This is a genomic window from Candidatus Borrelia fainii, assembly GCF_027925085.1.
Taxonomy (GTDB): domain Bacteria; phylum Spirochaetota; class Spirochaetia; order Borreliales; family Borreliaceae; genus Borrelia; species Borrelia turicatae.
On the sequence record NZ_AP027071.1, the window covers coordinates 70,145 to 84,580 of the forward strand.

General features: G+C 26.2%; 13 protein-coding genes. 7 read left to right on the forward strand and 6 right to left on the reverse strand.

Annotated features, from left to right (window positions below):
* Positions 1-14: 14 nt before the first annotated feature.
* The 6 genes from QMG63_RS04820 to QMG63_RS04845 all read right to left on the reverse strand — a co-directional run bounded on the left by QMG63_RS04820 (position 15) and on the right by QMG63_RS04845 (position 4,102).
* Entirely contained in the window at positions 15-596 is a 582-nt protein-coding gene (locus QMG63_RS04820) for a DUF735 family protein (protein WP_281862253.1), read from the reverse strand.
* A gap of 4 nt (positions 597-600) precedes the next feature.
* Positions 601-1,461, reverse strand: a complete 861-nt coding sequence (locus tag QMG63_RS04825) for a DUF276 domain-containing protein (RefSeq protein ID WP_281862254.1) — start codon at positions 1,459-1,461, stop codon at positions 601-603.
* Positions 1,458-1,787, reverse strand: coding sequence for a contractile injection system sheath initiator (locus QMG63_RS04830; RefSeq protein ID WP_281862256.1), 330 nt, complete (start codon positions 1,785-1,787; stop codon positions 1,458-1,460). Before QMG63_RS04830 ends, QMG63_RS04825 begins: the two co-directional genes overlap by 4 nt.
* 587 nt (positions 1,788-2,374) lie before the next feature.
* On the reverse strand, positions 2,375-2,542 hold the full coding sequence (locus QMG63_RS04835) for a hypothetical protein (RefSeq protein WP_281862258.1): 168 nt from the start codon (positions 2,540-2,542) through the stop codon (positions 2,375-2,377).
* A 290-nt stretch (positions 2,543-2,832) separates the two neighbouring features.
* The gene (locus QMG63_RS04840; RefSeq protein WP_281862260.1) at positions 2,833-2,955 is read right to left on the reverse strand and encodes a hypothetical protein; all 123 of its coding nucleotides are present in this window, start codon (positions 2,953-2,955) and stop codon (positions 2,833-2,835) included.
* Between the two features lie 247 nt (positions 2,956-3,202).
* On the reverse strand, positions 3,203-4,102 hold the full coding sequence (locus tag QMG63_RS04845) for a hypothetical protein (protein WP_281862262.1): 900 nt from the start codon (positions 4,100-4,102) through the stop codon (positions 3,203-3,205).
* Positions 4,103-4,589: 487 nt separating this feature from the next.
* Here QMG63_RS04845 and QMG63_RS04850 point away from each other — a divergent pair, with 487 nt between their 5' ends.
* The 7 genes from QMG63_RS04850 to QMG63_RS04880 all read left to right on the forward strand — a co-directional run bounded on the left by QMG63_RS04850 (position 4,590) and on the right by QMG63_RS04880 (position 14,038).
* A complete protein-coding gene (locus QMG63_RS04850; RefSeq protein WP_281862265.1) occupies positions 4,590-5,600 on the forward strand; it encodes a BTA121 domain-containing protein surface lipoprotein in 1,011 nt (336 codons plus the stop codon).
* Between the two features lie 522 nt (positions 5,601-6,122).
* A complete protein-coding gene (locus QMG63_RS04855; protein ID WP_281862266.1) occupies positions 6,123-7,220 on the forward strand; it encodes a BTA121 domain-containing protein surface lipoprotein in 1,098 nt (365 codons plus the stop codon).
* Between the two features lie 400 nt (positions 7,221-7,620).
* Entirely contained in the window at positions 7,621-8,733 is a 1,113-nt protein-coding gene (locus QMG63_RS04860) for a BTA121 domain-containing protein surface lipoprotein (protein WP_281862267.1), read from the forward strand.
* 400 nt (positions 8,734-9,133) lie between these two features.
* Positions 9,134-11,083 (forward strand): BTA121 domain-containing protein surface lipoprotein, encoded by a 1,950-nt coding sequence (locus QMG63_RS04865; protein ID WP_281862268.1) that lies wholly within the window; start codon positions 9,134-9,136, stop codon positions 11,081-11,083.
* Positions 11,084-11,088: 5 nt separating this feature from the next.
* Positions 11,089-11,223 (forward strand): hypothetical protein, encoded by a 135-nt coding sequence (locus QMG63_RS04870; RefSeq protein ID WP_281862270.1) that lies wholly within the window; start codon positions 11,089-11,091, stop codon positions 11,221-11,223.
* Positions 11,224-11,687: 464 nt separating this feature from the next.
* The gene (locus QMG63_RS04875; RefSeq protein WP_281862271.1) at positions 11,688-12,800 is read left to right on the forward strand and encodes a BTA121 domain-containing protein surface lipoprotein; all 1,113 of its coding nucleotides are present in this window, start codon (positions 11,688-11,690) and stop codon (positions 12,798-12,800) included.
* Positions 12,801-13,342: 542 nt separating this feature from the next.
* Positions 13,343-14,038 (forward strand): BTA121 domain-containing protein surface lipoprotein, encoded by a 696-nt coding sequence (locus tag QMG63_RS04880; protein ID WP_281862273.1) that lies wholly within the window; start codon positions 13,343-13,345, stop codon positions 14,036-14,038.
* Positions 14,039-14,436 lie beyond the last annotated feature (398 nt).

Here is a 14,436-nt window from a genome sequence, read left to right on the forward strand (position 1 = left end):
ATAATATGTGAATTTTATTTTATTTTTTCATCATAAGTGTCAAAAATTTTAATAGTCCTTCCAGCAGGAATTAGGGTTTTTATAAATCCATATATTGAATTTTTAAAGTCCTTTGGAATATAGTTCGATGCAAGTTTTTTAAATTTTCCTTTGTGTTTAACTATAATAATTTTTAATTTTCCATTAATTTTTCCAGCTATTTTAAATTTAATAGGTGACCTAATATTGTCAATTAATTTGATAATAATCTCTCCAGGTATATTTGGATTAACGCTTACCTCAACTTTTGCATGCAAAAATGCCTTGAAGAGTAAATGAAAACTCTCATCTGTTCCTATTGATTTTATTGCAAATATTAATGCTTTAAGAGAATTGATTAGGTCTTTTTTAAGTCCTTTTTTTAAGTGAAATGCATTAAATAATGATAGCATCATCAGTGCAATATATCTTGAATTGATGATACCTTCTACATTAATTGTATCAAAATTTTTAAGTAGTTCTTTAAGTTCTGCTAATAGTTGTTTTTTGAAGTTAAGTTCGCTTTGTATGATCTTTGAAATCTGTGTATTTTGTAAAAATTGTGGTATTGTTTTCATTACCTTATTCTCTGTCAATCATGAGTCTTGAATTTTCATCAAGAGATATCAGTTCATTTTCTTTAATTTCAATATCGGTATTGAAATTAAACTTAGATTTTTCAATTTCTGTTATTTTAGTATCTAAGTTTTCTTTTATGCAAATACCAATGCGCATGCTTTTAATTCCTTTAATTATGCTTACAGGACTTAAGAAATCTTGGTATCTTAATGAAATGCCCATATCTTTATATTTATCTCTTATGATTTTTTTGTAAATTTTTTTTATTTGTCCAGCTATTTCCTTATACATTGCATCTGTTTCGGTTTTGTATAATACTTTTAAATATGCGTATTTAATTATTCCTAAGCTAAACTTATATGTCTTTTTTTGCCTATTTTTGTTTAAAAACTCAAGTTCTATTTGTCCTTGAAATGCTGTACCGCTTGGAGCAGTATAATATATTGCTTCCCAAATATTTATCTGTGTTTCATTATCAATGATTTGATTTTTTCTATACTCATCTTTAAATATTATGTGAATCTCAATTGTTCCTGATGAACTTATGATATTTGCATATTTTATATTTGGAATTGCTAGAAGTGCTTGTTTTATTGCTTCATAAGTTGAACTTTTGGGTATGCTTAAGGATTCTTGTAAACTTTTAAAGTATTTTCCTCCTTCTTTAAGTGTTTCAAATAATTCATTTAAAACTTTAATTATCTCCATATCGATTGCAGAACTTGGGTAGTTTATTATGTCAAATATTGAGTTGTCTTTTATTAAAATATTATATTCTTGTTTAAGTATCTCTTTTTTTATATTTTGTATCTCTTCTATTGATTTTGTAAGAACCCCAATTTCTTCGTCAAATATTATTTTCATATATTGTATTCCATATTTAGCGTGTCTCCTGCTAGGAAAAATTGTAATGTTATTTTTTGATTTTCTTTTTTTATTCTGATATTTAATATGTCAATGTTGAGGCTTCTTAAAGTATTTGCAAAAAAAGTTTTGATATCTTCCTCTTTTTGTGTCTTTAAGAGTTTTAAAAAAAAAGTAAAGTTAAGACCGTAGTCTTTATTATAAAGACTACCAACGGGTGTTTTTAGGTATAATAATAATTTTTGCTTTTGTTCATCAAGCCCATCTACTATTTTTAAATCATTGTCAAAAATTATATTAAATTCATTATCTATTTTAATATCCATTTTTAATTGCCTTGAGAACTTAATTATATCATATTTAGCAAAAATAATACATAATTTAGTTATATTATTTTTGTCAAATATTTAAATTAGTTTAATTTTAGATATTTGAGTTTAAGATAAAAAAAAAGACCCAATTACAATTGAGTCTTATAGTATCATCTCTTTCGTATAGTTTTAAAATATTTATTTGTCTTTGTATAATTTTAAATTTTTTTTAATTTAAAAGTCAATATTATTTTTTATAATTTAATTGGTTTAAATTTTATTGAGTAATTCTTAAGTAAATTTATAAGTTGGTACTGCTTAAGGAACTGCTTAAATATTTACTGTATAGTTTACTGTATGGCTGTATATTTTGGGGAAGCTTGATGTCTTAGAGTATGAACTTTTGTCAAGCATATGAAAACAATTAGATTGGTTTATGTTAGGAAAAAATTGATTTTTCTTAAAAAAAAGAGACTCTTTAAACCTAAAGAGTCTCCAAGGTGAGAAGAATATAAAAATGAGATTCGTTGACATTTTTAAATAAAATTCCATTTTCATTGCTTTAAATTTTAGGTTGGAACAGATTATTTTTGGATGTGAAGCTATCCTTTTTCTTTTGATATAGATTTATATTTGTTTTTTTCTATATTTTTAAATTCAGATTCTCCGTGGTACTTATCTTTTAAAAAGGTACCACATGATAATTTTAAAAGAACTAATGAAAACAATATTGTTTTATACACTTTACCACGCTTTAACCTTATAATCATATCCTTATTACATGCTTATATTATACATATTTAATTAATGATCTGCAATAATAAAAATATAAAAATTAAATATTTTTTTTAAATATTTAATTTTTTAAAAGTACTATGAATTTTAAATTTTTTAAAATTTTATCTTAAAAATCAGAGTAAAATTTGCCACCATAATATGGTGGCGATATTGATGTGTAAAGCTTTTAAGAATAACACCTGTTTTAAGAAAGATTTAATATCTTTCTTTTAGGAATTATTGAAGCTTATAAAATTTTGTTTTTGCTTTCTTCTGCAAATTTCTACCATTTGTTTTCTTGATTTTGTCCGTCTTTGTAATAATTATTTTCTTCAGTATCTTTATCTAAAGACTCACATGAAAGCATCCCAATTAATATTAGAAATATGAATATGTACTTTTTCATCTTTTATCCTTTATCTTAAAATTATACCAAATGTATTTTGATATTTAATATAATTTAGATATTATCAAAATGTATTTTGAAAGTCTATAGTTTTAATTTTTTTTCTTTAATTTTAAGTTTTAGATAAATTATTTTTAAAAGCTTTAGTTTGAGGCTTAATTGTTATTTTATCTGTTTAACAAACAAATGCACTAAATAGTGTTTGTCTGTTTGATTAATTGAAAAAAATTTAGATTTTTTAATTTGTTTAAATATCGCTTTTATTAAATCTTTTACTTGTAATGAATTTTTTCAGTTCGGCTAAGGTTGAAAATTGATCGGTAATTTGTTTAAGTTTATCTATTCCTTCTTTGTTTATAAGCTTAAAGGTTTCATCTTCGTATTGACTACTGCTATTATCATTTATAAACTCTTGTAAGTTTTCACCCAGTTTTGTTTTGTAGAAGTAATAACCATTATCTGATTCAGATTTCTTATCTATAAAGAATTTGAATGAGAACTTTTGTGGTACTTTATCTGAGTCTTTCTTTAGTGCTTGTGAAAATGCCATTATGTCGTCTCTACTTCCTGCAAAGACTATGTCTATAGTTTTACCTTCTGAATTTTCAAAGCTTAAGCATAAATTGATAAATTGTAGATTGTAGTCGTCAACTTTAGACAAATCTTTAAGATTATTTTTAAATATGTGATGGGGGAATAATAGTTTGATTTTTTTTAGTTTTCCAGATTCTTCCTTTCCTCGTTCCCGGAAAGCCCATTGGTTTTTGTCGTATTTTGTTATACGATAAAATTTATGATTCATAAAGAGATCGAAATTAATGTCATATTCTTTAGTATATAACTTGGAATAATAATGGTCTCCCCTGCTCTCATCGTCTTTAAAGATTACTAAATCATCAAATAATCCATATTTTGGTATAGGTTTTTTTGTAGGTTCTTCAAAATCATCAAATAATCCATGTTTTGGTATAGGTTTTTTTGTAGGTTCTTTAGAATTTAAGTTGGCTGAATTTATATTATTAGGTATACTTCTTTGCAATACTAATCTTGGATTATTTTGATTTTTTTTTAAATTTTGAGTACAAGCACCCAAGCTTGAGCCTATCCATATAATTAATATAGTCTTGATTAACTTAGTTGTTTTCAAAATATTTTCCTTAACTTTAGATTTAATTACGAATTAATATGAATTAATTAATTTCATTATACACGTAAATATATATAGCTTTATATCGTCTAAATATATATACATATGTATTTAGATGTATAAAAAAATGTTTATCAGTTATAATACATTATTTTATTCGTAAATTACAAGTATATAAATACAGGTATATGAAATGACATTATGATCAATAATGATTATTCGAATTTTTATAACTATTAAAAATAATGTTTCAGCCGTTATACAAAAGAAGTAATTAGTATGATCTTTAATTTATATAGAGAAACATATAGATAAAACAAACAGATAAATATTAATTTGTAAATATTAATTTGTGTATTAATTCTTTAGATACTTTAAAATTTATTATATTGTAGCAATTTTATTATGTATATAATAATATATTATTATAATATTATATTGTTACCAATATTTTATTGGTAAAATTTGAAAAAAAGGAGATATTTATATGTTAAAGGTAAAGTATTACAATTTTTTACTAGTATTAATATTGTTGCTAGTAATAAATTGTAATTTAAAATCCCCACGAGACGATGCGGTTGAGCAACACTTGTCTATAGAAGGAAACGTAAAAACCCAAAAAGATCATGATACAAAGAGTTTAAGTGTTGATCTTGATAAGCTTTTAGACACATTTGGAGTATCTAAGACAGGCAAGAGATCAATTGTTAGGATTAAAGATGTAGTAACTAATGATAAAATTGGTATTGATAAAAGAGATAAAGGTTACAAGACTTATACTAATCTTGATTTTCGTGATTTGTTAAATAAATTAGGTGCTGCTAGGGTTCAAGATATTATAAAATTCGATTTAAAGGTTGTTGAAGCCCAAAAAGCAGCTCTTGAGGCTATAAATAATATTCAGGAACCCAAAAAAAAACAAAGTTTACAAGTTGTATATGATGATAAATTGAAGGATTACCCGTTGCATTTAAAAAAGTTGTTTAGTAAATCTACTGCTGATGCTGTGTATGCTAATGTTATAAATGATAAATATGTTGATGAATTTCCTGCGATTGAAGCTGAGGCTAGACGAATTATAGCAAATGGGGATGTATATGCAAAACTTTCATATAAGGAAAAACTTGTAATTGATGATATACGAGAGATAGTAACTAATAATCAAATTGGTATTGGTGAAGATTACAAGACTTATACTATTCCTGATTTTAATGCTTTGTTAAATGAATTAGGTTATTTTAAGGTTCAAGAAATAGTAAAAGCTTATTCAAGTGTTGACAAGATTAAAAGAGAAGTTGTTGATATTATTAACAATTTAAAGGACAGGCAATTAAAGCTAGAACTGCGATATGAATATAGCCTTATATTGAATAGTTACCTATTGCATTTAAAAAGTGTATTTAGTAGACTTCCTGCTGATGATGTGTATGCTGATGTTATAAGTGATGGCTATATTGATAAATTTACTGAGTTTAAAGTAAGGTTAGACGAATTATAGAAAATGGGGATGTATATACAAAACTTTTACCTGGTGAAAAGTTTGAATTGATTATATACTAGGTATAGTAACTGATGCTAGCATTACCAATGCTCAAGGTTAAAAGACTTATACTATTCCTGATTTTAATGCTTTGTTAAATGACTTAGGTTATTTTAAGGCTTAGAAAATAATAAAAGTTTATTTAAGTGGTTAAGATCCTTTAGGACCTGACTTTGCATACTGTAAATGCTATTTTTGCAGGTTTAGCAAAACAAGATTTACAAAATAGCATTTAATGCACATAGTAATGGATATGAGTTGTATTTAAAAGAGTTATTTAATAGCTTAAGTCATGATGTGTGGTTTATGATCATGTTGTGGATGATAAATATATAAATATGGTAAATATTAATGCTTTAAGATTTTGATATTATTGTAATATTGTAATATTGTAATACAATTATTTTATAATTGGTTCATTTTAATAATTATGTTAAAGAAAAAGGAGATATTGAATGTTAAAGAAAAAGGAGATATTGAATGTTAAAGATTAGACATATCATTTCGTTGTTAGTATTAATATTGCTGTTTATAAGTTGTAATTTAAAATCCCCCCAAAGAGGAGGTATGATTCGAAAAGAGCCTGATTTTAGAAGAATTGTTACTGGAGAGGGAGCTTTAAGGAAGCCTAGTGAAGTAGTAACTTTAACAGGTGTAGAAGATAGTGTTCCTGCATTAGCAGAAGTGGAGAAAAGTTTAGGTGTTAAGCTTAATGAGCTTTTAGACACATTTAAAGTATCTAAGGAAGGCAAGATATCAATTTTTAAGATTAAAGATGTAGTAACTGATGCTAGCATTGATAGTGATGAAGGTTACAAGACTTATACTGATCTTGATTTTTATACTTTGTTAAATGAATTAGGTGCTGGTAAGGTTAAAGATATTATAAAATTCGATTTAGATGTTGTTAAAATCCAAAAAGCAGCTCTTGATGCTATAAATAATGTTCAAAACCTCCAAAAAAAACAAAATTTACAAGTTTTATATAATGATAGATTGGATGAGTACCTATTATATTTAAAAGGTTTATTTAGTAAGCCTAGTGCTGATAATGTGCTTGCTGATGATGTGCATTTTTGGTTTACAAATGATGACTATGATAATGGATTTACTGAGATTGAAACTGAGGCTAGACGAATTATAGAAAATGGGGATGTATATGCAAAACTTTCATATAAGGAAAAACTTGTAATTGATGAGATACGAGAGATAGTAACTAATGATAAAATTGGTAAAGGTGAAGATTACAAGACTTATACTATTCCTGATTTTAATGCTTTGTTAAATGAATTAGGTTCTTTTAAGGTTCTGATAATAATAAGACTTAGTGTAGATATTAATTATCTTAAGGACGGGCGTTTGGTTGCTAGGATTGATAGTATAAAGGACGAGATATTAAGGAAAAAATTTAAAACTAGATATGATGATCAATTGAGTAAGTACCAATTGAATTTAAAAAAGGTGTTTAGTAAATCTAGTGCTGATGCTGTGTATGCTAATGTTATAAGTAATGAACATATTAATGAATTTACTGAGATTGAAACTGAGGTTAAACGAATTGTAGAGGGGACAATTTAAGGTTACAAGACTTATACTATTTTTAAGTTTTGTGCTTATAAATTCTATTTTTGCAGGTTTAGCAAAACAAGACTTGCAAAATAGATTTAATGCACATAGTAATGGATATAAGTTTCATTTAAAAGAGTTATTTGATAGCTTAAGTGCTTAAGTTACGATGTGTGATTTTTGATCATGTTTTTGATCATGTTGTGGATGATAAATATATCATAAATAAAATTAATAAGTATATAAATATATAAAATATATGAAGATATAAAATATGTAAATATATAAATATGGTAAATATTAATGATTTACAATATTGTAATATTGTAATGTTGCAATATAATTATTTTATAATTGGTTCATTTTAATAATGATATTAAGTTATGTTAAGTTTTAAATAAGGAGATGTTTAATGTTAAAAATTAGATATATCAGTTCGTTGTTAGTATTAGTATTGCTATTTATAAGTATATTGCTGTTTATAAGTTGTAATTTAAAATCCCCCCAAAGAGGAGGCATTGTTCAAAAAGATCCTGATTTTAGAAAAGTTGGTACTGGAGATGGAGCTTTAAGGAAACCTAGCGAAGTAGCAACTTTTACAGGTGTAAAAGATCCTGCATTAGCAGAAGCAGAGGAAGATTTAAGTGTTAAGCTTGATAAGCTTCTAGACACATTTAAAGTACCTGAGGAAGGCAAGAGATCAATTGCTAAGATTAAAGATGTAGTAGTTAATGATAAAATTGGTAGTGATAAAAGTGATAAAAATTACAAGACTTATGCAGATCTTAAATTTTATACTTTGTTAAATGAATTAGGTGCTTTTAAGGTTAAAGATATTATAAAATTCGATTTAAAGATTGTTGAAGCCCAAAAAGCAGCTCTTGAGGCTATAAATAATGTTCAAAACCTCCAAAAAAGACAAAGTTTACAAGTTGTATATGATAATAAATTGAATAATTACCTATTATATTTACAAGATTTATTTAGTGAATCTAGTGCTAATATTATGAGTATGAGGTTTACAAGTGATGAATATTGTAAAGAATTTACTGAAATTGAAATTGAGGCTAAACGAATTATAGCAAATGGAGATCTATATGAAGGACTTTCAGGTTATAAAAAGGGTGTAATTGATGGTATAGAACGTATTGTAATTGATGGTAGTATTGGCAAAGATAAAGGTTACAAGACTTATACTAGTTCTAATTTTCGTGCTTTGTTAAATGAATTAGGTTATTTTAAGATTCAAAAAATAATAGACTTTTATATAAGTGTTAGTTATTTTAAGGGCAAGATTTTGTCTAATATTATTGATAGTATAAAGAACGAGGTATTAAGGACAAATCTTAGAACTAGATATGATGATAAATTGAGTGAGTACCCATTGCATTTAAAAAGTTTATTTAATAAATCTAGTGCTGATGATGTGTATGCTAATTTTATAAATGATAAATATATTGATGAATTGTTTGTAATTGACAGTGAGGCTAAACGAATTGTAGAGGGGCAACTTAAGGTTACTTAAGGTTACAGGACTTATACTATTTTTAAGTTTCGTGCTTATAAATTCTATTTCTGCAGGTTTAGCAAAACAAGACTTGCAGAATAGATTTAATGCACATAGTAATGAATACGAGTTGCATTTAAAAAAGTTATTTAATAGCTTAAAGTGCTTAAGTTACGATGTGTGATTTTTGATCATGTTTATGATCATTTTGTGGATGATAAATATATCATAAATAAAATTAATCAATATATAAATATATAAAATATATGAATAAATATGGTAAATATTAATGCTTTAAGATTTTGATATTATTGTAATATTGTAATATTGTAATATAATTATTTTATAATTGGTTCATTTTAATAATTATGTTAAAGGAAAAGGAGATATTGAATATTAAAGAAAAAGGAGATATTGAATGTTAAAGATTAGACATATCATTTCGTTGTTAGTATTAATATTACTATTTATAAGTTGTAATTTAAAATCCCCCCAAAGAGAAGGCATTGTTCGAAGAGGTCCTAAAGATCCTGATTTTAAAAAAATTGGTACTGGAGATGGAGCTTTAGGTAAGCCTAGCGAAGTAGTACCTTTAACAGGTGTAAGAAATAGTGTTCCTGCATTAGCACCTACATTAGCAGAAGTAGAGAAAAGTTTAGGTGTTAAGCTTAATGAACTTTTAGACACATTTAAAGTATCTAAGGAAGGCAAGATATCAATTGTTAAGATTAAAGATGTAGTAACTGATGATAAAATTGGTAGTGATAAAAGAGGTGAAGATAAAAGTGATGAAGATTACAAGACTTATACTATTCCTGATTTTCGTGCTTTGTTAAATGAATTAGGTGCTGCTAGGGTTAAAGATATTATAAAATTCGATTTAGATGTTGTTGAAACCCAAAAAGCAGCTCTTGATGCTATAAATAATGTTCAAAACCCCGAAAAAAAACAAATTTTGCAAGTTTTATATGATAATAAATTTAGGGATTACCTATTATTTTTAAAAGAGACGTTTAGTGGAGTTACTATTGATGTTATACATGATGGGTTTGTAGGTGATTACTATGATAATGAATTTCCTGCGATTGAAACTGAGGCTAGACGAATTATAGAAAATGGTGGTGTATATGAAATACTCTCAGATCATGAAAAGACTTTAATTGATAAGATACAAAATATAATAACTGATGGTAGTATTGGTAAAGGTGAAGGTTACAAGACTTATACTATTCCTGATTTTCGTGCTTTGTTAAATGAATTAGGTCATTTTAAGGTTCAAAAAATAATAGAACTTGCTCAATATGTTAATTCTCTTAAGGATGGGCGTTTGGTTACTAGGATTGAGAGTATAAAGGACGAGATATTAAGGGAAAAATTGAGAGTTAAATATGATGATAAATTGAGTAAGTACCCATTGCATTTAAAAAAGGTGTTTAGTGAGTCTAGTGCTGATGCTGTGTATGCTAATTTTATAAGTAATGACTATACTAATGAATTTATTATGATTGACAGTCAGGCTAGACAAATTATAAAAAATGGGGATGTATATGCAAAACTTTCAGATCAGGAAAAGTTTGTAATTGGTGAGATACAAAATATAGTAACTGATAATAGGATTGGTATTGGCGAAGGTTACAAGACTTATACTATTCCTGAGTTTCGTGCTTTGTTAAATGAATTAGGTTATGTGAAGGTTCAGAAAATATTAAAACTTGGTGCAGATGTTGATTATCTTAAGGAAGGGGATTTGGTTGCTAGGATTGATAGTATAAAGGACGAGATATTAAGGACAAATCTTAGAACTAGATTTGATAATAAATTGAAGGATTACCAATTGTATTTAAAAAAGGTGTTTAGTAAGTCTAGTGCTGATGATGTGTATGCTAATGTTATAAGTAGTGAATATGATAATGAATTTTCTTATATTGAAGCTAAGGCTGTGCAAATTATAGAAAATGGGGATGTATATGAAAAATTTTCAGATTATGAAAAGACTTTAATTGATAAGGTACGAAATATAGTAATTGATGGTAGCATTGGTAATACTAGCGATTACAAGACTTATACTATTCCTGAGTTTCGTGCTTTGTTAAATGACTTAGGTTATGCGAAGGTTCAAGAAATAATAAAAGTTTATTTCAATGTTGAGAAAGTTGAAAGAGAAATTGTTAATATGCTTAACAATTTAGATAACGAGGAATTAAAGCTAAAACTGGAAGCTGAATTTAATGGTAAATGGAATAGTTTCTTATTGAGGTTTAAAAAGCTTTTTAGTAAATTTGATGGTTATACTGTGTATGATAAGGTTATGCAAGGTGGCTATGTTAAGGAGCTTACTGAGTTTCAAATGATGCTAGACGAATTGTAGAGAATGTGGATGTATATGAAAAATTTTCAGATTATGAAAAGACTTTAATTGATGATATAGAACGTATTGTAACTGATGCTAGGATTGGTAATGCTCAAGGTACAAGACTTATACTATTTTTAAGTTTCGTGCTTTGTTAAATGACTTAAGGTCATTTGAAGGTTTAGAAAATAATAAAAGTTTATTTAAGTGGTTAAGATCCTTTAGGATATGACACTTCGTGCTTATAAATTCTATTTTTGCAGGTTTAGTAAAACAAGACTTGCAAAATAGATTTAATGCACATAGTAATGGACATATAGTAATGGATACAAGTTGTATTTAAAAGAGTTATTTAATAGCTTAAAGTTTTTAAGTTATGATGTGTGGTTTTTGATCATTTTGTGGGTGATAAATGATAAATATATCATAAATAAAACTAATCAATATATAAATATATAAAATATATGAATAAATATATAAATATGGTAAATATTAATGCTTTAAAATTATGATATTATGGTAATACAATAATTTTATAATTCGTTTCTTTTAATAATTATGTTAAGTTAAGTTAAGTTATGGTAAGTTAAGTTATGTTAAGTTTTGAATAAGGAGATATTTAATGTTAAAAATGTTAAAAATTAAACATATCAGTTCGTTGTTAGTATTAATATTGCTATTTATAAGTATATTGCTGTTTATAAGTTGTAATTTAAAATCCCCCCAAAGAGAAAGCATTGTTCGAAAAGATCCTGTATTAACAGGTGTAAAAGATCCTGTATTAACAGGTGTAAAAGATCCTGTATTAACAGGTGTAAAAGATCCTGTATTAACAGAAGTAGAGAAAAGTTTAGGTGTTGAGCTTAATAAGCTTTTAGACACATTTGGAGTATCTAAAGAAGGCAAAGAATCAATTGTTAGGATTAAAGATGTAGTAACTAATGATAAAATTGGTAGTGGTAGAAAAGGTTACAAGACTTATACTAATCTTGATTTTTATAATTTGTTAAATAAATTAGGTGCTGCTAAGGTTCAAGGTATTATAGTATCCGAATTATATGTTGTTGAAACCCAAAAAGCAGCTCTTGATGCTATAAATAATATTCAGGAACCCCAAAAAAAACAAAGGTTAAAAGTTTTATATGATAATAAATTGAATGAGTACCTATTATATTTAAAAGGTTTATTTAGTAACATTATTGATGATATTAAGAGTAATGGGTTTATAAGAGCTGTCTCTACTGGGCGATTTTTTGCGATTGGAAAAGAGTTTATGGGAATTATAGCAAATGTGGATGTATATGAAGGACTTTCAGGTCAAAAAAAGGATGTAATTGATGATATAGAACGTATTGTAACTGATGGTAGTATTGATGGTAGTATTGGTAAAGATAAAGGTTACAGGACTTATACTAGTTCTGATTTTCGTGCTTTGTTAAAAGAATTAGGTCATTTTAAGGTTCGGGAAATAATAGACCTTTATATAAGTATTCATTATCATGACAGGACTTTGCCTGATATTATCAATCGTATAAAGGACGAGATATTAAGGAAAAAATTTAAAACTAGATATGATGATAAATTGAAGGATTACCAATTGTATTTAAAAATGGTGTTTAATGGAGCTACTGCTGATGATGTGTATTCTAATTTTATAGGTAATAAATATATTACTGTTGAACTTTCTGCAATTGAAACTGAGGCTAAACGAATTATAGCGGAGGAGACAACTTAAGGTTACTTAAGGTTACAAGACTTATACTATTTTTAAGTTTTGTGCTTTGTTAAATGACTTAAGGTCATTTGAAGGTTTAGAAAATAATAAAAGTTTATTTAAGTGGTTAAGATCCTTTAGGATATGACACTTCGTGCTTGTAAATTCTATTTTTGCAGGTTTAGTAAAACAAGACTTGCAAAAATAGATTTAATGCACATAGTAATGGACATATAGTAATGGATACAAGTTGTATTTAAAAGAGTTATTTAATAGCTTTAAGTTTTTAAGTTATGATGTGTGGTTTGTAATCATGTTTTTGATCATTTTGTGGATGATAAATATATTATAAATAAAATTAATAAGTATATAAATATATATAAATATATAAAATGTATGAATAAATATGTAAATATTAATGCTTTTAATGCTTTTAATGCTTTAAAATTATGATATTATGGTAATACAATAATTTTATAATTCGTTTCTTTTAATAATTATGTTAAGTTAAGTTAAGTTATGGTAAGTTAAGTTATGTTAAGTTTTGAATAAGGAGATATTTAATGTTAAAAATTAAACATATCAGTTCGTTGTTAGTATTAATATTGCTATTTATAAGTATATTGCTGTTTATAAGTTGTAATTTAAAATCCCCCCAAAGAGAAAGCATTGTTCGAAAAGATCCTGTATTAACAGGTGTAAAAGATCCTATATTAACAGGTGTAAAAGATCCTATATTAACAGGTGTAAAAGATCCTGTATTAACAGGTGTAAAAGATCCTGTATTAACAGAAGTAGAGAAAAGTTTAGGTGTTGAGCTTAATAAGCTTTTAGACACATTTAAAGTATCTAAGGAAGGCAAAGAATCAATTGTTAAGATTAAAGATGTAGTAACTAATGATAAAATTGGTAGTGATGAAGGTTACAAGACTTATACTATTCCTGATTTTCATGCTTTGTTAAATGAATTAGGTTCTTTTAAGGTTTTGAAAATAATAAAACTTGGTATAGATGTTAATTATCTTAAGCAAGAGTCTTTGGTTTTTAGGATTGATGATATAAAGGACGAGGTATTAAGGACAAATCTTAGAACTAGATATGATGATAAATTGAAGGGGTTCCCATTGCATTTAAAAAGTTTATTTAATGGAGCTAGTGCTGATGATGTGTATGCTAATTTTATAAATGATAAATATGTTGATGAATGGTTTGCGATTGAAACTGAGGCTGAACGAATTATAGAGGAGGAGGCAACTTAAGGTTACAAGACTTATACTATTTTTAAGTTTTGTGCTTTGTTAAATGACTTAAGGTCATTTGAAGATTCAGGAAATAATAAAAGTTTATTTAAGTGGTTAAGATCCTTTAGGACATATGACACTTCGTGCTTATAAATTCTATTTTTGCAGGTTTAGTAAAACAAGACTTGCAAAATAGATTTAATGCACATAGTAATGGACATATAGTAATGGATACAAGTTGTATTTAAAAGAGTTATTTAATAGCTTTAAGTTTTTAAGTTATGATGTGTGGTTTGTAATCATGTTTTTGATCATTTTGTGGATGATAAATGATAAATATATCATAAATAAAACTAATCAATATATAAATATATAAAATATATGAATAAATATATAAATATTAATGCTTTTAATGA